This is a genomic window from Staphylococcus sp. HMSC061G12, from assembly GCF_001838465.1.
Taxonomy (GTDB): Bacteria; Bacillota; Bacilli; order Staphylococcales; family Staphylococcaceae; genus Staphylococcus; species Staphylococcus simulans.
Window position 1 is genome coordinate 28,674 of record NZ_KV837065.1, and the last position, 22,471, is coordinate 51,144.

General features: G+C 33.1%; 24 protein-coding genes. 7 read left to right on the forward strand and 17 right to left on the reverse strand.

The window, feature by feature from the left end; genetic code table 11:
• Positions 1-77 precede the first annotated feature (77 nt).
• The 6 genes from HMPREF2937_RS06195 to HMPREF2937_RS06220 all read right to left on the reverse strand — a co-directional run bounded on the left by HMPREF2937_RS06195 (position 78) and on the right by HMPREF2937_RS06220 (position 7,863).
• Positions 78-1,223, reverse strand: a complete 1,146-nt coding sequence (locus tag HMPREF2937_RS06195; RefSeq protein WP_070864224.1) for a lanthionine synthetase LanC family protein — start codon at positions 1,221-1,223, stop codon at positions 78-80.
• Positions 1,220-4,147 (reverse strand): thiopeptide-type bacteriocin biosynthesis protein, encoded by a 2,928-nt coding sequence (locus tag HMPREF2937_RS06200; protein WP_180364623.1) that lies wholly within the window; start codon positions 4,145-4,147, stop codon positions 1,220-1,222. Before HMPREF2937_RS06200 ends, HMPREF2937_RS06195 begins: the two co-directional genes overlap by 4 nt.
• Before the next feature lie 25 nt (positions 4,148-4,172).
• Positions 4,173-6,299 (reverse strand): peptidase domain-containing ABC transporter, encoded by a 2,127-nt coding sequence (locus HMPREF2937_RS06205; protein WP_070864226.1) that lies wholly within the window; start codon positions 6,297-6,299, stop codon positions 4,173-4,175.
• Positions 6,296-6,811, reverse strand: coding sequence for a glycosyltransferase (locus HMPREF2937_RS06210; RefSeq protein ID WP_070864227.1), 516 nt, complete (start codon positions 6,809-6,811; stop codon positions 6,296-6,298). The genes HMPREF2937_RS06205 and HMPREF2937_RS06210 overlap by 4 nt, the downstream gene beginning before the upstream one ends.
• Before the next feature lie 13 nt (positions 6,812-6,824).
• On the reverse strand, positions 6,825-7,574 hold the full coding sequence (locus HMPREF2937_RS06215) for a glycosyltransferase family protein (protein ID WP_070864228.1): 750 nt from the start codon (positions 7,572-7,574) through the stop codon (positions 6,825-6,827).
• 70 nt (positions 7,575-7,644) lie between these two features.
• Positions 7,645-7,863, reverse strand: coding sequence for a hypothetical protein (locus tag HMPREF2937_RS06220; protein WP_070848343.1), 219 nt, complete (start codon positions 7,861-7,863; stop codon positions 7,645-7,647).
• A 170-nt stretch (positions 7,864-8,033) separates the two neighbouring features.
• On the opposite strand from HMPREF2937_RS06220, the gene HMPREF2937_RS06225 reads away from it, so the two are divergent.
• Positions 8,034-8,825, forward strand: a complete 792-nt coding sequence (locus HMPREF2937_RS06225; RefSeq protein ID WP_070848344.1) for a DUF2812 domain-containing protein — start codon at positions 8,034-8,036, stop codon at positions 8,823-8,825.
• Between the two features lie 162 nt (positions 8,826-8,987).
• Here the strand turns inward: HMPREF2937_RS06225 and HMPREF2937_RS06230 are convergent, their stop codons facing one another.
• The 5 genes from HMPREF2937_RS06230 to HMPREF2937_RS06250 form a co-directional block, all read right to left on the reverse strand.
• Positions 8,988-9,614, reverse strand: coding sequence for a DedA family protein (locus HMPREF2937_RS06230; protein WP_070848345.1), 627 nt, complete (start codon positions 9,612-9,614; stop codon positions 8,988-8,990).
• A gap of 195 nt (positions 9,615-9,809) precedes the next feature.
• Positions 9,810-11,312: an APC family permease gene (locus HMPREF2937_RS06235; RefSeq protein ID WP_002481373.1), complete on the reverse strand. Its 1,503-nt coding sequence runs from the start codon at positions 11,310-11,312 to the stop codon at positions 9,810-9,812.
• 65 nt (positions 11,313-11,377) lie between these two features.
• The gene (locus tag HMPREF2937_RS06240; RefSeq protein ID WP_083326917.1) at positions 11,378-11,761 is read right to left on the reverse strand and encodes a DUF423 domain-containing protein; all 384 of its coding nucleotides are present in this window, start codon (positions 11,759-11,761) and stop codon (positions 11,378-11,380) included.
• Positions 11,762-11,781: 20 nt separating this feature from the next.
• Entirely contained in the window at positions 11,782-12,159 is a 378-nt protein-coding gene (locus tag HMPREF2937_RS06245; RefSeq protein WP_002481371.1) for a DUF5327 family protein, read from the reverse strand.
• On the reverse strand, positions 12,152-12,817 hold the full coding sequence (locus tag HMPREF2937_RS06250) for a uracil-DNA glycosylase (RefSeq protein ID WP_070864229.1): 666 nt from the start codon (positions 12,815-12,817) through the stop codon (positions 12,152-12,154). Before HMPREF2937_RS06250 ends, HMPREF2937_RS06245 begins: the two co-directional genes overlap by 8 nt.
• A 107-nt stretch (positions 12,818-12,924) precedes the next feature.
• Between HMPREF2937_RS06250 and thiD the strand changes: the two genes are divergently transcribed.
• Positions 12,925-13,755 carry a bifunctional hydroxymethylpyrimidine kinase/phosphomethylpyrimidine kinase gene (gene thiD, locus HMPREF2937_RS06255; RefSeq protein WP_023015477.1) on the forward strand — a complete coding sequence of 277 codons (831 nt, stop codon included), beginning with the start codon at positions 12,925-12,927 and terminating at the stop codon, positions 13,753-13,755.
• 658 nt (positions 13,756-14,413) lie between these two features.
• Here the strand turns inward: thiD and folE2 are convergent.
• From folE2 to HMPREF2937_RS06270, 3 genes are read right to left on the reverse strand one after another with little or no spacing between them, the layout of a single operon-like run.
• On the reverse strand, positions 14,414-15,292 hold the full coding sequence (gene folE2 / locus HMPREF2937_RS06260) for a GTP cyclohydrolase FolE2 (protein ID WP_023015484.1): 879 nt from the start codon (positions 15,290-15,292) through the stop codon (positions 14,414-14,416).
• Between the two features lie 16 nt (positions 15,293-15,308).
• A complete protein-coding gene (gene bshB2 / locus HMPREF2937_RS06265) occupies positions 15,309-15,974 on the reverse strand; it encodes a bacillithiol biosynthesis deacetylase BshB2 (RefSeq protein ID WP_070864230.1) in 666 nt (221 codons plus the stop codon).
• A 12-nt stretch (positions 15,975-15,986) separates the two neighbouring features.
• A complete protein-coding gene (locus HMPREF2937_RS06270) occupies positions 15,987-16,346 on the reverse strand; it encodes a YojF family protein (protein WP_002481360.1) in 360 nt (119 codons plus the stop codon).
• A gap of 340 nt (positions 16,347-16,686) precedes the next feature.
• Between HMPREF2937_RS06270 and nagB the strand changes: the two genes are divergently transcribed.
• The 3 genes from nagB to hxlB all read left to right on the forward strand — a co-directional run bounded on the left by nagB (position 16,687) and on the right by hxlB (position 18,688).
• Positions 16,687-17,415: a glucosamine-6-phosphate deaminase gene (gene nagB / locus HMPREF2937_RS06275; RefSeq protein WP_070864231.1), complete on the forward strand. Its 729-nt coding sequence runs from the start codon at positions 16,687-16,689 to the stop codon at positions 17,413-17,415.
• A gap of 91 nt (positions 17,416-17,506) precedes the next feature.
• On the forward strand, positions 17,507-18,139 hold the full coding sequence (gene hxlA / locus HMPREF2937_RS06280) for a 3-hexulose-6-phosphate synthase (RefSeq protein ID WP_002481358.1): 633 nt from the start codon (positions 17,507-17,509) through the stop codon (positions 18,137-18,139).
• A gap of 3 nt (positions 18,140-18,142) precedes the next feature.
• Entirely contained in the window at positions 18,143-18,688 is a 546-nt protein-coding gene (gene hxlB / locus HMPREF2937_RS06285) for a 6-phospho-3-hexuloisomerase (protein WP_002481357.1), read from the forward strand.
• 215 nt (positions 18,689-18,903) lie between these two features.
• On the opposite strand, the gene HMPREF2937_RS06290 is transcribed toward hxlB, so the two are convergent.
• The 3 genes from HMPREF2937_RS06290 to tadA all read right to left on the reverse strand — a co-directional run bounded on the left by HMPREF2937_RS06290 (position 18,904) and on the right by tadA (position 21,099).
• Complete coding sequence (locus HMPREF2937_RS06290; protein ID WP_002481356.1) at positions 18,904-19,470, reverse strand: NADPH-dependent FMN reductase; 567 nt, start codon at positions 19,468-19,470, stop codon at positions 18,904-18,906.
• Between the two features lie 21 nt (positions 19,471-19,491).
• Entirely contained in the window at positions 19,492-20,361 is an 870-nt protein-coding gene (locus HMPREF2937_RS06295) for a Cof-type HAD-IIB family hydrolase (RefSeq protein ID WP_002481355.1), read from the reverse strand.
• Positions 20,362-20,598: 237 nt separating this feature from the next.
• Positions 20,599-21,099, reverse strand: coding sequence for a tRNA adenosine(34) deaminase TadA (tadA, locus tag HMPREF2937_RS06300; protein WP_002481354.1), 501 nt, complete (start codon positions 21,097-21,099; stop codon positions 20,599-20,601).
• A gap of 64 nt (positions 21,100-21,163) precedes the next feature.
• Here tadA and HMPREF2937_RS06305 point away from each other — a divergent pair, with 64 nt between their 5' ends.
• Positions 21,164-21,781, forward strand: a complete 618-nt coding sequence (locus tag HMPREF2937_RS06305; protein WP_023015487.1) for a deoxynucleoside kinase — start codon at positions 21,164-21,166, stop codon at positions 21,779-21,781.
• Positions 21,774-22,439: a deoxynucleoside kinase gene (locus HMPREF2937_RS06310; RefSeq protein WP_002481352.1), complete on the forward strand. Its 666-nt coding sequence runs from the start codon at positions 21,774-21,776 to the stop codon at positions 22,437-22,439. The genes HMPREF2937_RS06305 and HMPREF2937_RS06310 overlap by 8 nt, the downstream gene beginning before the upstream one ends.
• The last annotated feature ends 32 nt before the right edge of the window (positions 22,440-22,471 follow it).

Sequence of the window (22,471 nt, forward strand, 5' to 3'; positions counted from 1 at the left end):
AACCAAAAAAACTGCAATTCATTCTGCAACAAGCACCAAATAAATATTACTCATCATATATTTTTCGTAACAATCAATTACCAATCCGAAAGAAAAATCATTTTATTTAATACATCATCAGGTTCATTCTCTAAAAAAAGGGAACACATCCCTAATATTGAAGAGGTATATCCATTAAGAATATTCCAATGATTTTCTTCGTTTCCAAAGCCATTTATAAATTTATTTGCATGCTCGATTAACTTATAATGTAATTTTTCACAACTCAAACCTAACCTTCTCATAACCAAATAAAGCCCTAAATATCCATGACAAATCGAAAATGAATCAAACAAATAATCATAATCTATGTTCTCAATATTTTTTATAAGTATTTTCTCAGAAAAATCTTTCAACCACTTTTCATTTAGTGCTTCTCCCGCTAAACTTATTGAATAGCATATTCCTGCAACACCATAACACCAACTCATGATATAAACATTGCTCTTATATTTATCATGAACAATAATATCTTTTTTTGCTGGCCATGAAGTTATATTATTAGTATAAATAATTTCATTAACTAGATGATCTATAACTACACTCATTTTATCTTTGTTTATTTTATTATTTCCAATGTCTTTTTTTAAACATTTCGCAAGAAAAATTAATAACGACGAACTACCGTGTGCTAATCCAAACCTGATATGACCATCAGGAAAATCGCGAATATCATTAAGATTAAAAAAGTCTTTTGTACTCCATTTCGGGCATATAATTGCAGAACTATTATTATAGCCTATCAAATGGTAGATTCTTTCGAGTTCTAAAAGGATTAAATTAATAGATTCATCAAAATAATTGTGTGCTAAATAATCTATTAAACCTGAATTACCACTCATCAGTTCTTCATTTTTTAGCGAAATCTTCCGAGTTAAATTTAATTTCACTCTTTTTATACTTTCTATTTTTGTTAACTCTTTTAATTTAGTATAAGTAACATTATCTAATATGTCATTAGATACAGATAATGAGTACCCAAGTAACGGTATACCATTTACATTATCCAGTGTTTTTAACCTAGGTTTAATACTAGCAAGGCATTCTTTAATCTTATCATTATCTAAATAAGATTTGTTTGTCTTTTTTCTAATATAGCTATCTATCAGTAATGAGCAATTAATATTCCGATAGTCATTAACTTGATTTTTCACAAACGAAAGAACTTCATTTCTTAAATTCAATTTTCACTCTCCTCAACAAAAGACAATGTCTTCAAAAACTTTCTTGTAAAATCAAGAATCCTTCTCTCAGAAGTTCTATCAATACCATAGACCCTATTACAGAGCATATGAATCATGCTAAATAAAATGTTTGTCTTTTTATATGAATCTACATTTTTCCCCTTTAATTCTATTGAATATACTTTTAAAGATGTATAATCAAATTTTATACACTCATAGTTCTTATAAAAGGCTAATAAATCTTTACTTATTTTCCTATATAGCGCATCGTTAACAGCGTCTCTCTTTTCTCCTAATATACTTGTCACTAATGTGAAGTCTACATCCATAATTTTCAAAGCATTAATACAATACACAACAACATTAAAATCTATTTGTAATTTTGAAAGCCCAATTAAATTCATTGATAACTTAGATTGGTCAACAAAGTGATTTTCTACTAAACCGAAATCAACACAATTACCATACCTCTCTATTTCGCGTCGATATGGTACAATTTCATAACTATAAATAAACGAATCATTTTTTAACTTACGTAGAAAAATTAAAAAGTCTTCCATTAACTTGAAAGTCAACTTGTTAACTCTAAACCTTATATGATTTCCTTTCTCATCTTTATACTTAATAAAGAAGTAATCACTAACCTTATTTTGTTTAATCCAAACCAATAAATAATTGGTTAGAAAATGATTTTGAATATCCTTATGCATATATATGTTGAATTGCGTCCATTGTTCAAAAGGAAATGACGTTCTATAATTAGTAGCTGGCTCTGAAATTCTTCTTGGAATGTTAATCGTTTTTTTTGATTCATTGATTTCTTCAATAAATAATTGATATACTTTTTCTGAGTAATCGATATCACGTTCATTATTCAACCTTTCCAAAAGGTCCTTTTCAACACCATTCAGAGTTAAACTGCGCATTCGTTTTAATTCTTTTTTTAAAATTTCTCTATCTTCTTCAATATTAGTACAAATAAGTAATCTGTTATCTCCATTTTGTATGTAGAAATAATCAGCTTTAAAATACTCTTTTGCATATTCAATACTATCAAAATTTTTGATTTGATTATCATAATTTATCACTAACTGTTTTGGGAAAACTTGTAACTTGTTATAAAATATAGCTGGCTTTTGATGAAACGGTTCTAAAATGCAAATTAAAATTTTTAAAAATAAATAAGGGTCATTGTATCTTGAAGAAGTAATCAAAAAATCGTAAGCTTCACCAACAATTTTATTATTTAAATTACTAAAATTTGTGAATTCTATTTGTCTATCATCTCCGATTTTCTTGTAGTATATCCGATTACTCTTATTAATTCCGATAAGGATATCATCAAAATTAATATTTTCCACATTATTTTTAGGGACGTACTCATTTATAGTTACCACCTCATCAGTAAAACAATGATTAGGAATTACATCGGGAGCAATGAGACTGTTCGAATCAGGCAATAAATTAACTAATTTTATGTTATTACTATTATAGACGTTATTTAATCGTTTATTATTTTCCACTATAAACTTCTGGTATTTTTCCGGAAATTCATTGTAAAAGCGACTTATTGTGCTTCCAGCTTGTAATGATCCGATTGCTCTAGATAAGTAAAAATACTTATCATCGTCTCCAAATTGAGTTGTAAATAACTCTAAACTTTGACCTATAATTTTCTGTTCATTAAAAACTTCTTCATACAATCCTTTAAAAAAGTTAGAGTCTAAATTGATATGGTTAGATTTATCTATTGAATTATAAATATAATTTCTTATTTTTATATAAGTTCTGCTTTTAGTAAAAATTTCATTTTCGTTATCTTTTAAATACTCATAATATTGATCAAGAGCAGATAACACAGGGACTTCTTCATCATATCCATATTTTTCAAGGAATTTCGACTTAAAATTGAAAAGTCTATATCCCGATAATTCTTCATTAATTTTAAAAGAAATACAATTAGCATAATCAGCAAATTTCTCTATGATTTTAATCCTATCATCTTCTAAACTCATATCGCATTTCAAACCATCTATCATACTACAATCCAAATATCTTTTGGATTTAGTTATTTTTTTTAGTGTATTGGTTAATCTCTCTAAATTCTTTTCGCTTAAATTTTGATTTGTATACTCAAGTAAATGTAATAAATCACTTAACTCAGCTGATGCTTTCTCGTCTATTGATTTCAACTCTTGCATAATTAAAACTAAATGTTCATTACTACTTATGTGGCACCTTAAATTAGTATAAAAAATATTTTTCTTTAATGTTTTTTTCAAAACTTTTAAATAAACCTGTTCATTACACTTGTATTTTTGAGTGAAAAATTTGATTAAATTGCTAACACTCACTTCTTTGTTTCCGATATATTTCAAATGATCAGCTATAAAATCATTTATTATAATTGTATATCTATGGGGATTGTTGGATTGTTTGCTTTTACCAAAAAAATCATTAATTCTATAGTTATCTGAATATAACGATGAATTAACTTTAAGCTTTAATTTTTTCACAATCCTGTCTTTTTCTTCTAACTTCTTAACTAATTCAGAAATCCATTGTTTACTAACTTCTATTACTGTTTTTTGAAAGTTCTTTATTTCACTAGAATCAGTTAAAATCCCACACTTAGAAAAAAGACCAAACGGTGTTGCTCTTGTTGTATATCTTATATAGTACTTTATTATACTATTTAATACTTCTTTTGTGCAGATATCGTTAGTTATAAATGTCTCGTATAAATCTGTACTTGCTATAAATAAAGCTTCTCTAAACTTTTTATCTTGCCTTAAGACATCTATTTTCTCCTCAACGGCTAACTTTTGAAATTCTAGTAAATCATTAAACTTTCCATTAGGAGTTCTTCTAACAATGTATTTTTTAGATACTTTGTATATCGGTTTTCTTACTTTATCTTTCATTAAATCACCCCAAACATTTAAAACTTCAAATCTTTTGATGCTCATAAATACTTCTATAATATTTACTTCTAACTAATAGTTCTTTATGTGTACCATTAAATTTCAATTTTCCATCTTCCAAAATATAAATGTTGTCACAATTCAGCATTGTACTCACCTTATGGGATACAACTATTATGCTCTTATTATATTCTTTTAGTGTTCTCATAATTTTAATTTCGCTAAGTATATCTAGAGAAGCTGTTGCTTCATCTAATATTAATATTTCTGTATCCCTAAGTAATTGCTGGATTATACAAAATTTTTGCAACTGGCCTTTTGAGAATGAACTTCCTCCTTCAGCTACAATCGTATCGTATTTATTTGGTAGTGACAGAACTGTTTTTTCTAGTCCAAATTCCTTAATCAACTTTTTCATTTCATTTTCTTTTTCCTCAGAACAGCCTATCATATTCGATTTGATACTTTCGGAAAATAAATAAGAAGACTGAGCTACATAACCTATTTTTTCTCTAAGTGATTTTAATTTATATGTTGTTATTGGTTTACCATTGATCAATATTAATCCATTCTGCAACTTTAAAAACCCATAAATTAGATTAATAAGTGTCGTTTTACCAGAGCCAGAGTTTCCTATGATTCCAATTATTTCTCCTTTAGAAAATGTTAAGTTTAAATCTTTCAATATATATTTTCCTTCGTAGCTATATGAAATGTCTTTAACTTCTAAAGTGTTGAATTCTTCAAATATTTCTTTGTTATCATATATTTGTTCTTTTCTGCAATCAATTATTTCTAGTGTCCTATTATACGTTATATTCGCAGACAAGAATTGAGGTATTGAATTGACTAAATTTTTTATTGGGTTATTAAAAAATGTAGAGATTGAAATAAATGTGACTAGTTCACCTAAACTAATCTTCCTTTCTAAAACCAAATATGACCCTACACATAATAAAATAATCCTAAATAAATTATCCGATAATTCTGACAAATTTATATTCAAAGTAATAACATTCCCATATTTGACATTAAGGTTTGATATAGCTGAATATTCACTCCATATTTTAGACAACTTTAAATTTTCAGCACTATTTATCTTAACGTGTTGATACCCATTGATTATATCATTAATTATTGCTTCTAGATTTGACGATCTTATTTTTACTTCTTTGTCCAACTCTATTATTTTACTTTTGAAAATTTTAAGGAAAAATATAGAAAAACCTATTTGTATAACAATTAAAACTAATAACTCGTATCTTATTATAGAGAGTGCAGATATTCCAACTATTATTATTAAGCTATCCATAGAAATAGAAGTTAATGTTACAGAAAGTGTATTTTTTAAGCTAAATGCATCATGAATTCTTGCTAATATATCACCTTTCTTTCTTATTTCAAAATACCTTTTCGGTAAATACAGCAACGAATTATAAATGTCGCTCATAATATGGTTTTCTATTTTTTGAGAATAAAGAATTATGGATTTTTGCCTTAAATAATCACAAATAAACTTCAATATATATATTAGTCCGAAGAATGAACATGTTATTATTACTTTACTAATACTCTTTTGAGGGATTATATAATCAAACATAAAGCTATATATAAAACATGATGAAATAGATAATATGGTCAAAAGTATAGAAATGGTAGAAATTTTAAGAACTCTTCTCCTATTTATAATCAGAATATTACGAAAATACTCTTCGAAACTCTTGCTTTCTTCGACATCTTGAAAATGTATATTTGTTTTTAAAAGTATTATTGCATTAATTTCATCAAACATATTATTTGTCTTGTTGATTTTGATTGTTCCTGTAGTTGGGTCTCCTACTATTATATGGTTCTTTTTAATCGAAAATACAACGATATAATGGTTTGAATCATTTATTCTTATTGATAGTATAAACGGAAGCGTTCTAACCTTAAATAAATTCGTTTTTTTAATTTTTCCAAATTTTGTATTAAAACCAAACTTTTCCAAGGCCAACTTCATATCCTTTAAATTTAATGGTTTGTCATTCTTTTCAATACTATCTTTAACCTTTGGAACACTTATATTTTTACCATAATATTTTGCTACTGTCGCTATACATGCTGGTCCGCAATCATTAGTATATTCTTGACATATCGTTTTGTACCTCATGTTAATAAATTATCCTTTATAATATATTTACAAATATAACTATTATCCAACTCCATTCTTAATAACTTTTCTCGGTAATCTAGCATTCTAAATACTTGTTCGGGTTTTAACAATGTATCTATCACTTCTTTTAAACTCTCTTCGTTCATATTACAAAATTCATAAGAATCCATATAAGTTCCTAAGTTCTGTTTCACAACCATATTAGCATTTATAAATTGATCATATCTCATTGGTAGGACTATCATTGGTGTCAAATAATATAAAGATTCTAAGATGCTATTGTAACCTCCATGAGTAATATGTAGTTTTGATATTTCTAGCATTTCTCTTTGAGAATAAAAACTACTATACTCTACATTATCTAATCTATGGCTATTTTTAATCTTTATTAAGTTGGTCAACTTGAAAGAAATTTTAAAATCAAATTTACAAACCCTGCTTATTTTCATAATTTTTTTGTATATTTCTAATGGAAAAGAGGTGATTGTACCAGAGCTAACATATATCAAATCAATTTTATTCCTATTTTTTTGTATGATTTAAATCATAGAATAATGGAGGTTTTAAATAATAATAATTATTATTTTTAATAGTATCATCAAATGGCAAGCCATATGAGAAATTGATTCTTTCGTCAGGATCCATTTGATACAATAATGGCAATTTTCTGTATTTATATTTTTTAGAATAGTGTTTAATATTTTCTATCAAACTTTTTAACAGTTCTTTCAACTCGTCATTGTTTTCCCTAAAAATTTTTACACCATATATATTTTGTAAAGCAAGATCAGGGTTACTAATCACTTCTTTTTCCCTAAAAATCATACTTGTTGCATAGCCAATGCATTTAATTCCTAGTTCATCCGCTATCTTTCTACCGTAAATTGCACATGCATCTCTTATAATGTAGTCTGGATTTATTTTTTTGACTTCGGAAATTATATTTTTGTAGTAATTTTCTGAAGATTCAAAGTTATATTCTAACATTTGCTTATGAACCTCTATTAATTCACTATTCGTCGAATGTTTTATTTTTGATTTTTGCAATTTCATTAAATTAGAATAGTTGTTTTCAAACAGAGTCTTATTTTGGACAGATATTACATCAGGATAAAATTTTAATTTAACACCTGTAGAAAATTTAAATCTTTCGCTTAAGATTTTTCCTATAAATACGGTTACTTCAACATTCGCATTTCTCAACTCTTTGGTTAAATCTAAAATACTTTGCACATGGCTATATTCATCATTAGTAAGTATTACAGCTTTCATGGTTTAACCTCCATATATTGAAGGACAAAGTAGTGTGAATTATCACACAACTTTGCCCTCGAAATTCATACTAACAACATCCTAATTCAGTACATGTATTGGCATAACAACAATCTAAACCTGAAGCAATGCCAGTAGCTGCAAAAGCTAAACTTGCTGACATTTCTAAATAATTGTGAAATCCATATCCTTTTCCTGAGAAAATATTTTCCATCTCATCATCGCTTATCACTTCGAAGTCAAAATCCATTTCTTCAAAAATTAAGTCTTTTTTGCTATTGTCTTCCATAAAAATCACTCCTTCTTTGTTATTTGATATATAATGCATTACTTATCATATATAATTATATTTAAGCGTTTGACATTTGTAAAGAAATATTATAAGATATTAGTTGATAATATAACATCCAAACTTTTATTAGCTATTTTTCACCCGATTATGAAAGAAGGTACATCATCATGAAAAACATCAAATTTTATTGCAAGGGCAGCCCTTCGGAAATTCGTTACTTAGAAAGCCAACAGCAGAAAGGTTATGTATTAAAGGATATACAAAATAACATCTATACTTTTGAAAAAGACCCTGAAGTTCGTAACACAACACTTCATGTAACATTTGCAAAAACAAAAGACTTAGAAGGAAATAGTCAAAATAGAAGTGAAAATCCTTTCCTCTCAGTACTAGCAAAAAAACTTTTTTACTCAAAGTATACTGTGCTTTATAGTTATCTTAAAAATAATGATGATCCTATATACAGTACTATTAGCGATACCAAAAACATTGAACATGAATATCTTAGTTTCTTTAAGCGTATAAACTTTACTTTGGCAATTTTGACAATGATAATTTGTGTTGCCTTATGGTCTTACTACACTGCAATTGGCAAACCATCATCTACTTTAATAATGCCAATTCAAATTATGCTCATTGTTTTTCTAATCACTTTATTTTTTAGTATTTTAATCAATCGAAGAATTCGTAAATCATGCCCTAAACTTCACGATGAATTATATTTAAGTTATTCTGTTTCCATCAAAAATGAATCAGCACTTCCTAACATTGATTCTCTCAAATATCTTGGTGCTTGGCGTTACCAAACAGAGAAAGAAGGCAAACATTACTATAGCCTTTTAAGCAAAGAGCCAAAAGAAACCATTATATCGGCGATTCAAAAAGAATTGAACATTTCAAATGAGCATATTTATGTATATTCACAATGGGACTTATTCCCTATTTATATGCATTTTTAAATATGGGATACCCTTATTCGATTTTATCAAGAAAACAGAAATAAACTAACATAAACACCAATTAAATAGAATTAATGAGTAAAATCAATAGTTCTATTTAAAAATGATTTCAAAAATCGCCGTTATCCCCTTTTTAAACACTAGGGAGATAACGGCGATTAATTATTTATCTGATTTTGAGTTTTTAAAACGTTGCTTCACATAATAAATGATTCCAACAATAAGTAATAAAACTAAAAGAATCAAGACAATGCTTGAAAAAGAATCAAATGCGGCTGAAATTTTTGGCCATGCTTCTCCAGCTTGTTGACCTAAAATGACTAATACTGTATTCCATATCAATGTACCAAGAGTTGTCAGTATAATAAATGATGTTAAAGGCATATGAGTTGTTCCAGCTGGTATAGAGATTAAACTTCTAATAACAGGAATAAAACGTGCAAAGAAAACAATCTTTTTACCATGGTTATCAAACCAATCATCTGCTTTTTCAATATCACTCGCTTTAAAACGCAAGATTTTTCCGGTTTTACCATTCGCTAATTTCTGTAAACGTTCTGTTGATAATAAACGACCCACAAAATAAAGTACAATGGCTCCGAATACAGAACCTAACGTTGCCGCAATAATGACACCTACGACATTCATATCTGAATGTAACGTCAAGAAACCACTGAATGTTAAAATCAGTTCTGATGGGATAGGTGGAAAAATGTTTTCTAATGCGATTAATAAGAATACACCGAGGTAACCAAATTGATCGATAAACTGCTCGACCATCTTTTCCATATCGTTCCTCCTAAGTGGATTTTCAACAAATACCATGGAATCTCCATTTTATTTGTTTTTAATAACTTATATTATTCCTTTAGTTAATGCAAGTAATTATGCGTGATTATAGTACAGTTGTATCTTTTAAAACTTATGATTTCATAAGAAAAGAGCGATGAACCTCTAATTAGATCATCGCTCTTAATATATAATTTATGCTTTTGTTTGAGTAGGTTCAGAGTCTGGTTCATCTAAGATTTCATCTACTTTTTGTTGACTTGTATCTAAGATTAGTCGACTCAGTTCGTCTTTATCCATATTTTTTAATTTTGGATAACGTACAACGAAGAATGCTAAGCCTAGAACTAACCATACAATCAACGCAATATAAGATGGTGTTGATAATGCGGCTGGTGATCCTGGGATTAAGAGTAATCCTAAGAAAATAAACGCAAAGATTGAACCGACAATCGCAAATGTTTTATAAATCGGTGCGTAAGTATTACTTTCTTTATTATAACTGAATAATTTCGTTGCTGATAAACATGTCACAAGATATGCGACAGATACACCTGTTGAAGACATATCTACAATCCATGTCAATGCAGTACGTCCTAACCAAGGTGCAATTAATGTTAAAGCACCTAAGAATAAGATTGCGACATATGGCGTCTTAAATCTTGGGTGGATTTTACTGAATACACCAGGCATAATACCTGAACGTCCCATTGAGAATAACAAACGACTTGAACTCATTAAGAAACCATTAAGTCCTGTGAAAATCCCCATAGTAATTGCTACAGCTAAGACAAATAAACCAATATAGCCAAAGGATTGTTGTGTCACAGCACCTGTTACCCATAAGTCGCTGTTTTCTGCGCCACGGCTGCTTAACCAGCCCGTATATAAAATCATTAAAACGTATGTCCCAGCTGCCGCAAGCAAGCTATAAACAATCAATTTAAATGTTTTATTCGGCGCAAAGTCGAATTCTTCCGCGGTCTGTGGAATATTATCAAATCCGACATACGCCCAAGGTGCGACAGCTACAATCATAATAATTGATGTAAACCATCCTTTTTTCTCCTCAGCTAAAGGTTGTAAGTTGCTCAATGAGAAACCACTACCGAAAAATGATCCGAAAAACATTAATAATACAACAACTACCATTGCGATACAGAAGTAGTACTGCAGACTACCTGAAACTTGTGCACCACGAATGGTAATAAATGTAAAGAGTAAAAGTAAAGCTGTTGCGATAATAATTTCGGTAATGTAAACATCCCATCCAGCGATGGTATATAGCTTACCGTGTTCAAGTACGCCCGGCATCATAAACTTCAAGAGTAAGCTAAACGCGGTGGCATTCAATGCGACCACACAAATATAACCGAATGTCAGGAACCATGATGAGAAGAAGCTGACATACCTCCCGAAGCTTAAATAACTGAACGCAAATGCACCCCCAGATACTGGGAAGTGTTTCACTAATGCGCCATAACTCACGCCAATAATAATCATTAGTAATGCACCAATTGTAATCCCGATTGCTGCTGCGATAGAACCAGATTGACTGATCCAGTCCCCTGGTAAAATAAATGACCCCCAACCTATACATGAACCATAGGCAATGGCCCATACAAATTTCTCAGATAGGTTTTGTTGTAAATCTCCTCGGTCTACTTTTTTATGGTGTCTTTTCTCTATTTTTCCCATAATAAAAATTCACCTCATTCGATACATTATACCCTGTGAGGTGAATTTTTGAACCGTTTATTAGTTTATTTTTTTAATTTTAGTGTTTGTAAGAGTAAAGTTACCCAAGAAGCGATAAATAACACTCCGCCGATTGGTGTAATTGCACCTAACGGTTTAATTTGTGTTAATGATAAAGTGTATAATGAGCCACTGAAGATAACAATACCGCCAAGCATCATCCAACCTGCAGCTTTTAAGTTCAATTTAGTTGTACCGCTTAAGATACCAATGCCGATTAAACCTAAGCTGTGATACATTTCATATGTTGTTGCTTTGTTCCACACATCTAAATAATGCGGTGATAATTTATCTGCTAATGCGTGTGCACCAAACGCACCAGTCGCAACTGAAAGTGCTGCACACCCAGCGCCAATTGCTACGAACGTTTTCATCGTTTTAAAGTTCATATAAAGTCTCTCCTTTGTCATTAAAAGTCAAAAATAGAATCGCCATTTCCTAATTCGTCATCAGTTACCATTTTATTAGAGTTCCCCGGTGGTGTCGATAAATTCGATGAGTTCTGTTGTGATGACACTTTCCCACCCATCGCTTTAATTTCTGCCGCTGATACTTGTGAATGTGAACTTGTCGTATAACTTGGAGACGTCACTGAAGGCGCTTGCTGATACGTCATACTTGTTTGTTTTGATGAACGTGCAGGCACGTCACTTGAATCACTATCTGTATACAGTGAAGTCAGTGTATGAATCGCATACATATGCTTGCTAAATTCCGCTTCACTCGCCGCTTCATCCGCTTGTACTAATTCACGTTCAATTAACGCAATTAACTTCTCTTTATTCATCCATAGCCTCCTCACCACACCAATTTATTGGTGTTTGATGATGTGCTTCTAAATAAGCATTCGCTTGAGAATACGGCTTAGATCCAAAAAAACCGCGATACGCTGATAATGGACTTGGATGTACTGACTTAATCACATCATGTTTAGACGTATCTATTAACTTCTCTTTTTGTTGTGCAGGTTTACCCCACAAAATAAAGACCACATGGTCACGCTGTTCAGAAACGGTTTTAATAATCTCATCCGTAAAGATTTCCCAACCGATACCACGGTGTGAATGAGCTTCACCTTTACGCACAGTTAAGACAGTATTTAATAATAACACGCCTTCTTTCGCCCAATCTTGCAAGTGAGATACTGTTCTCTTGCAGCCGATATCATCTTCTAGTTCTTTATACATATTGCGTAAAGAAGGTGGAAACTTTCCTTCTGGCTGAACAGAGAATGCTAGTCCATGCGCTTGTTTAGGGCCGTGATATGGGTCTTGGCCTAAGATAACGACCTTTACTTTATCAAAAGGCGTTAAATCAAACGCTTGATATATATGTTCTCTATCAGGATAAACTATTTTTGTCGTATATTCTTTTTCTAAAAAATCATGCATTGCTTTGAAATCATGACGACTTGTTATATCATGAAATACTTCAGACCACTCCATGGTATCACCTCAAAACTATGATAACACACGATATATCAAAAAGTTCAATCCACCCTTGTAAACATGTTATTATAGAGTAAAAGAAACGTTAGGGAGTGTATGAACATATGGCATTGAAAAAAGTATTAACAATTGCAGGCTCAGATACAAGTGCAGGAGCTGGCATGCAAGCAGATTTAAAAACATTCCAAGAATTAGACACTTATGGAATGGTTGCTTTAGCAGCAATCGTGACAATGGACAAAGAAACATGGTCACACGATGTAACACCAATTCCTTTCGACGTATTTAACAAACAATTAGAAACAGCAATCTCTATTGGACCAGACGCTGTCAAAACAGGTATGTTAGGTACTGAAGAAGTCATCAAACGTGCAGGAGAAGCATTTGAAGAGTCAGGTGCGAAATACTTCGTTGTTGACCCAGTTATGGTTTGTAAAGGTGAAGATGAAGTACTCAACCCAGGTAATACAGATGCAATGATTAAATATCTATTACCTAAAGCAACAGTTACAACACCTAACCTATTTGAAGCTGGTCAGTTATCTGGATTAGGCACATTAAAATCTATCGATGATATGAAAAAAGCAGCTAAAATCATTTATGATCAAGGTGCACAAAATGTAGTCATCAAAGGTGGTAAAGCATTAGATCAAGAAAAATCTTATGACTTATACTACGACGGCGATAAATTCTATCAATTAACAACAGATATGTTCCAACAAAGTTATAACCATGGTGCTGGTTGTACGTTCGCAGCAGCCACAACTGCTAACCTAGCAAACGGCCAATCACCTAAAGATGCAGTTGTTAACGCAAAAGCATTCGTCGCATCTGCAATTAAAAACGGTTGGAAAATGAACGACTTCGTAGGTCCTGTAGACCACGGTGCTTATAACCGTATCGAAAAAATCGATGTAGACGTTCAAGAAGTTTAATCTATTGATGAATAAGATTGGACAATCGTGAATTCACGGTTGTCCTTTTTAATTTGTTTTACTCACTGATTGAACAACTCAATCTCAAAAATCAATTGTAACGCTCTCGGCAATTAGTCCTAGATAAAGTTGATACCATAGCCTCATGTATTTTATGTAGAGATATCATACAATAATCAATGTAGAGGAAACGCAAGTAATGTATGCATCCTAAATCAATCCTAAAAGCATATTCTATAAATAATCGTTACACCTTTCTACCCACCCAAACAAAAGGACAGACGTTTCCTCTACACCGACATAAACAATGCTTAAAGTCGCAACTAACCTCCTAAATTAATCATAGAACATATCCTAAAATATGCATGCGACGGCATTAACAGTTAATCTAATCATTGAATTTAAAAATCGACAAGTATGTTTCCCCTGACGTAAATTGTCGATCACCCTAAAAAAATAGAGCACTGCTTAGCTTACGAGGCTGTCCCTCCTCACAAGCAACCTGAAGTCCCAACAGGTTAGATGCAGTGCTCTATTTTTATTTGCGATATTTATCATGAATTCAGTGAACTTTTAAACTCACGCCCATTTTCTACATATTAAAAGACCTTCCCAAGCAATGTCATATCATTACTTAAGAAGGCCTTATTTCATTCTATTATTTTCTATATTTCAACTTCGCAAAAGCATCGTGTTGATGAATAGATTCTTCATTACGACATTCAATGTCAAAACCTTCAATCCAATCCACTTCTACTAAGTCTGCAGCGATTAAACGGATTAAATCTTCCACAAAACGAGGGTTTTCATAAGCACGTTCTGTAACGCGTTTTTCATCTGGACGTTTTAAGATTGGGTAAAGAATTGAACTTGCGTTAGCTTCCATCGCATCTAAAATTACTTCTTTATAGTCAGACGGTAGTGTCGCTTCACGATTCAAGTACGTTTTCACAGTAATTACTCCGCGTTGGTTATGCGCAGAATACTCACTGATTTCTTTTGAACATGGACATAAAGTAGTTACTTTCGCTTCCATTGTCAGCTCTTTACGTGTCACTTTATCCCCTTCAACTGCCATGCCATACGTTACATCCGCATTGCCGACAGCTTTTAAGTTCGTAACGGGACTATAGCGATTAAAGAACCACTTACCTGAAACATCTACCCCTGCTGAAGTTTGTTTCATGTGTTTTTGAAGTGTATCTAATACCGTATGCAGATTATCAAATGTTAATGCTACACCGTTATCATAATGTTTCTCAACACTTTCTAAGATACGGCTCATATTAATACCTTTTTCTTCTCTCGTTAAGCTAGTTGAAAATGCGAAAGTACCTGCCGTTTGATATTCATCTATAATCACGGGATATACTAAATTTTTAATCCCGACTTCTTCAATTTCAAATAAAAAATCTTTGTGCGTGCTTTGTAGATCTGTCATTTCTTCTTTTACTGTTGGTTTTGTACCTTTAATAGGATCAACAGAACCGAAGTGTTTCCAACGACCTTCTCGTGTCGATAAATCAAATTCAGTCATCTGTGTGCCCCTCCACTCATGATTCAAAATTGTAAGTCCAATATGTTTCTTGTTCTAAGAAACTTTTGGCTGTATCTGGAACTTGCGGTTCAGCTAACTGATGCAAGAATGGTCCAGATTGAGATGCATGTGCTTTGAATGCATCTAATTTTACTTCTTTATAATCAGTAATATCGTTAATGATATCAGGCATACCTAACTCATCAATCGCATCATTGCTAAAAGCAACTAATTGTAAACGTGGACGTTCTGCTTTAGGCATACGTCCTACTGTTCTAACTACCGCTTCTGCTGTTGCTTCATGATCTGGGTGTACCGCATAACCTGGATAGAATGAAATGATTACTGAAGGATGCAATTCATCAATCAGACTTTTAACCATCTCGTCCATTTTTTCATGTGGTTCGAATTCCACTGTTTTATCACGGTAACCCATCTTTCTTAAATCTTTAATACCAATCGCTTTTGCTGCGTCTTCCAACTCGCGCTCTCTGATTTTCGGCAGAGATTCACGTGTCGCAAATGGCGGATTTCCTAAATTACGTGCCATTTGACCTAAAGTCAAACAAGCATACGTAACTGGAACACCTTCATCAATATAACGTGCTAATGTTCCTGCTGATGAGAACGTCTCATCATCAGGATGCGGAAATATAACTAATACATGACTTTCCTCTGACATGATACGTCCTCCTTATATTTCAAACGGTACAGCACTGATTTCAAGCGCTGCCGCTAATTGCCCTTCATAATTAAAACCAGCGAGCAAGAATTCATTATCCTCGTTCACTTCATAATGTGTCAGTCCTTGTACATAAACCCATCCATTATCTTGTAGTTTCAAACCCACTCTGAATGGTTCTTTGCCACCGCCCTTAAGTTTGGCATGTTCAAAGACTACTTTGATATTTCTTAAAAACGTTCCAGCATTAAAGACACGTTGATCAAAATGGTTCGCATACGCACCATTGGTTGTTTCAACATGCAGGTATACAGGTTGATCTACATAAGATGCCAGTAACGTTTGTACTTTCTCATATTCTATCGGCTCCAAGCTGCTCACTCCCTTACACTAAGCAAAATCAAATGTTGAACCCCATCTATATCGTGTTATTCTTGATTTATTTATCAATCTCTTTATCATTTAATTGTACTAAATCCTCGTCAATAAATATAACCTACTGCTCATTCTTGAATTAACGATAGGTTTTCTCGGTTATCAATTCTTAAATTAGAAACAATATTTACATTATATAACTGTTCCTCCACTTTCTAAAGAGGTTATTGAAATATTCCTATAATTTGAGGGGGATTTACTATCTGTTTAAACTTCACCTCGTTATAATGGACATGTATGTCTTCATATATAGATACAAATAAGGAGGTCACACAACGTGAAAATTATTAATTTAGGGGATAAAGAGAAAGCATCATTCTACACAGCTTACGAGCTGTTCAACCAAATGAACGAGAATCCTGAAAGTAAACTAGGTCTAGCAACAGGAGGTACAATGGTAGATGTTTATTCTGACTTAGTTAAACTGATGGAATTAAATGACTTAGATGTTTCTAATGTAGAAACATTCAACTTAGATGAATATGTTGGTTTATCAGCCGATCATCCAGAAAGCTATCATCATTATATGCATGAAGTGCTATTCGGTCGCTATCCACACTTCAAAGAAGAAAATGTGCATTTACCAATCGGTGATGCGAAAGATTTAGACGCTGAAACTGCAAGATACGAACAACTGGTTAAGGATAAAGGGCCTGCAGATATCCAAATTTTAGGTATCGGGGAAAATGGTCATATCGGTTTCAATGAACCAGGTACAGAAAAAGACAGTATTACACGTGTCGTAGATTTAACTGAAAGTACAATTCAAGCCAATAGCCGTTATTTCGATAACGAAGAAGATGTGCCGAAACAAGCTATTTCAATGGGTCTTTCTACAATTTTATCTGCAAAACGCATTATCTTATTAGCGTTTGGCGAGAAAAAGAAAGATGCGATTACAAAACTTGCGAGCGGCATTCAAGACAAAGATGTCCCAGCAACAGTTTTATACGATCATCCTAATGTAGAGGTTTACGTAGATAACGCAGCTGCACCCGAACAGTAAAATTCACTGTTGTTTGTCAAAAACTAAAAAGGGTAAATAATCTAAGTAAAGCAAAAGTTACAACACATACATTATGAAAGGATGAATCATTTTGGAACTACAATTAGCAATTGATTTATTAAATAAAGAAGACGCTGCAGAGTTAGCTAACAAAGTGAAAGATTATGTCGATATCGTAGAAATCGGTACTCCTATCATATATAACGAAGGTCTGCCTGCCGTTCAATATATGGATGAAAACATCGATGGTGTTAAAGTGCTAGCAGATATGAAAATTATGGACGCTGCAGACTATGAAGTCAGCCAAGCAGTTAAATTCGGTGCTGACGTTGTAACAATCTTAGGTGTTGCTGAAGACGCTTCTATCAAAGCTGCTGTCGAAGAAGCACACAAAAATGACAAACAATTATTAGTAGATATGATTGCTGTTCAAGACATTAAACAACGCGCTAAAGAATTAGATGAAATGGGTGCTGACTATATCGCAGTACACATTGGTTATGACTTACAAGCTGAAGGTAAATCTCCATTAGATGATTTACACACAGTTAAATCTGTTATCAAAAATTCTAAAGTTGCCGTTGCTGGCGGTATCAAACCAGATACAATCAAAGATATCGTAGCTGAAGAACCAGACTTAGTGATTGTTGGTGGCGGTATCGCAAATGCCGACGACCCAGTAGAAGCAGCAAAAGCTTGCCGCGACGCAGTTGAAGGGAAATAAGCTATGGCAAAACTACAATATCAATTGATTTTAGATGAACTGAAAACGACGTTATCTAATGTTAAAGATCAAGATGTTGAAAACTTTGAACAAGCAATCAAAGATGCCAAAAATATTTTCGTAGCAGGTAAAGGTCGTTCTGGATTTGTCGCAAATGGATTTACAATGCGCTTGAATCAGCTTGAACAACCTGCATTTATCATTGGCGGTATTACAACACCTTCTATCCACGAAGGCGACTTGTTTATCGTCATTTCAGGTTCAGGCAGTACAGAACACTTACGCCTATTAGCTGAAAAAGCTAAAGATCAAGGTGCACAAGTGGCGTTAGTCACAACAAAACCTGATTCTAAAATCGGTGAATTGGCAGATGTCACAATCGAATTGCCTGCCGGAACAAAACATGATGCTGAAGGTTCAGCACAACCTTTAGGCAGTTTATTCGAACAAGCTGCACAATTATTCTTAGATGCTGTTGTATTAGATTTCATGAAAGACTTCAATATTGATGAAACTACGATGCAACAAAATCATGCGAATTTAGAATAAATCATATTAAAGGCCTGTAAAGCTTTTGAGTTTATCTCTTTAACTTACAGGCCTTTTCTTTATGCTTTTTAGTAACCATATAACTTAACTATTTTACCTTTTCATAAAAAACCTCTACTTAAATAGTTCACAAAGTAAAATCACCTTGCACCACCACTAAGCAGAGATTATCAAACAGGATATTTTATCAGCTGAACTAACACGCTTGCATCCTTTTATTTTAAATGTTCATAAGGACGGCTTTCTGCGAATGATACAATTTGTTCAACGAATAAACGAGAACGTAATTGGAATTCTTCGTCTTGTAAGAAGAATGTACCATCATCTAATTTGCCGTAATCTGAATCATGTGTCGCAATTTGGGTAGGCACTGCGATACCTAATAAGGTACGTACAATTAAGCGTAAGTGAGAAAGTGGTTCTGCACTTACAATACCGCCGCTGTTCCCCATTAAGCCGACTGGTTTCATTTTGAAGTCATCCATTGTCAGATGATCTAAAGCGTTCTTTAAGATACCAGAATATGAACCATGATAGTTCGGCGTACCTAAAATAATAAAGTCCGCTTCTCTCGCCTTCTCTTGTAAATCTTTCACATTAGCTTGATAATCATCTGGCGGATTACTTGCGCCAGAAACATCTAATGTATGGATTGGACGCTCAGCTAAATCAAAAATTTCCGCTTCAACATCCTTTTCATTGAATTGTCCCTTTAAGTATTGTGCCAGTGCTTTTGTGTGCGAATCAATACGCGCACTGCCTACGATAATGACACCTTTCATTCAATAGTCACCCCAGTTAATTTATTTTGATTGCTCTTCCAGCATTTTGTTGATTGCTTTGCCGACACCACTGTTTTGGTTGTTATCTGTCACATATTTTGCGTATTCTTTCACTTCAGGCATCGCATTTTCCATTGCGACAGGATAACCCGCTTTTTCAAGCATCGATACGTCATTCATGTTATCACCAATTGCCATGACATCTTCCATGTTGATACCGAGTTGGTTTGCGATTTCTTCTAACGCAATCCCTTTTTGCGCATAAGCATTTGTGATTTCGATATTACCTCGTGCTGAGGATGAAATTGCTAAGTTTGTGTGTTTCGCAAGTTCTGCACTGACACGATCAATTTTACCGATATCACTGTCAAACGCTAAAATTTTCATCACAATTTCACCAGGTCTTTCACTGATTTGATCATAATTATCAACTACTTTTAATGTGCCTTGATCAATACGATGTTGAATATGGCGATGTATTTTTTCTACATCTGCTTTTTGACCTGCATGTTCTGCAATATCAATATAAATATCTAAATCTCTTTGAGGATCTTCAGTATAAATACCAAGGTTAGTATAGACTTGGTAATAAATATCCTCTCGATCTAGAACATGTGTAATTTGTTCAATCATTTCATGATTCAAGCTTGATGTATGCATAATATCGAATGATTCATCACGAACCTCTGCACCATTCAAACAAATATATGGGACTTTCAATCCAGTTGGTTCCACAGGCGCATTGGCTTCATAGAAAGCACGACCTGTCGCAATCACGACCGTAATCCCTTGTGCCTGCGCTGCTTTAATCGCTTTAATATTTTCCTCTGAAATTTCATGTGCTGCATTTAATAATGTTCCGTCCATATCTGTCGCAATTAGTTTAATCATGAATTAACCTCGTTTCTTTTGTCTTAGCCGTAGTGTCGTAAAATTACTTTTCACAACAAAGTCTAACCTCATTCTATCAAATTTTGATAACAGACTTCTATCGTCTGTTTGTACGATTTATGAGGGTAGAAACTATCGACATTACTCATTCTTAACTATCTCTTACTTTTTAACGCTTTTCAAACAAAAAGATGTCCACTTCTTAAAAGCAGACATCTTCATTCTTCTAAAGTTGTTTTAACTGTTCAAGTCATTAGCCTCTTGCGATTGCTTAGCTTGTTTCTTCTTGTTTCTTAATTGCTTGAAGAAGTTCCGCAACATATCACCGCATTCTTCTTCTAAAACACCACTCACAACTTCTGCACGATGGTTGAAACGCGATTCTTGAAGTAAATCCATTAAACTGCCGCTACAACCGCCCTTTGGATCAGCAGCGCCATAAACAACGCGTGGAATACGGCTCATAACAATCGCACCAGAACACATCACACAAGGTTCTAAAGTGACATATAAAGTACAATCTTCTAATCGCCAACTCCCTACTGCTTCAGCTGCTTTTTCTATCGCAATATGTTCCGCATGGGCTGTCGGAAGTTGAATCGTTTCTCTTAAATTATGTGCACGTGCTATAATTTCATCGTCTTTAACAATGAGTGCGCCAATCGGTACTTCACCGATAGCTTCAGCTTTTTTGGCTTCATCTAATGCAAGTTTCATATATTTTTCATCTATTGTCATATGTTCAATCCCTTACCATGTGATACAATTACTATTGTCTATTTTAACACTTGGAGTGTTGTTTATGAATCAACCTTATATCGCTATTGAAGGGCCTATAGGAGTAGGCAAATCCTCTTTAGCACATCGCTTAAGTCAATCTCTTGATTATCATGAAGCACAAGAAATCGTGGATGAAAATCCATTTTTATCTGATTTCTATGACGACATTTCAAAATGGAGTTTCCAGACTGAAATGTTCTTTTTATGTAACCGTTACAAACAGGTTCAAGATCTAGAACAACTACATAACGGTATTGTCAGTGACTATCATGTTTATAAAAACAAAATCTTTGCGCGTCAAACACTGACAGATACAGAATACAACAAGTTTGACCGTATTTACGATATTCTGACTGAGGATCTTATGATGCCGGACATCGTAATCTTCCTCGATGCAGATTTAGAAGTATTAAAACAACGTATCGCCAAACGCAATCGCAGCTTCGAAGCACAAATTGAAGATGATTATCTTTTAAATTTAAAAGAAGCTTATCATCACTTCTATGAATCTTTAGAAGCCGAAGGCAAAATGGTGAAACGCATCGATACAACAAACTTGGATTTCGTCAATCACGCTGACGATTACGAGTATCTATTAAACATTGTACAATCAATGATAGGAGGCAACACGCATGAATAATTACGGTATCCCTCAAGATGCGGTGATTACAATCGCAGGTACTGTAGGCGTCGGTAAATCGAGCTTAACACGTGCCTTAGCTAAAAAATTAAACTTCCGCACTTCTTTCGAGAATGTGGACCATAATCCTTATCTAGATAAATTCTATGATAACTTTGAACGTTGGAGTTTCCACCTTCAAATCTATTTCCTTGCGGAACGCTTTAAAGAACAAAAACGCATGTTTGAATATGGCGGGGGCTTTATCCAAGACCGTTCTATTTATGAAGACGTTGATATCTTCGCAAAAATGCACGAAGAACAAGGGACGATGACACCTGAAGACTTCAAAACATACTCAGAATTATTTGAAGCGATGGTCATGACACCTTACTTCCCAAAACCAGACGTTTTAATTTATTTAGAATGTGATTACGATGAAGTGATTGAGCGCATCAAACAACGCGGTCGCCAAATGGAAATTGATACAGATCCAGAATACTGGAAAAAATTATTCCGTCGTTACGAAGAATGGATTTCAAGCTTCAATGCCTGCCCTGTCGTACGCGTGAACATTAATGAATATGATCTGCATGAAAGTTTAGACACGCTAGATCCAGTGTTAGATAAAATTGCGCATGTGATTGATGTCTATCGTAATGTAGATACTAGAAAATAATGGCTCTATAATAAATTCGGTTGATGAGATAA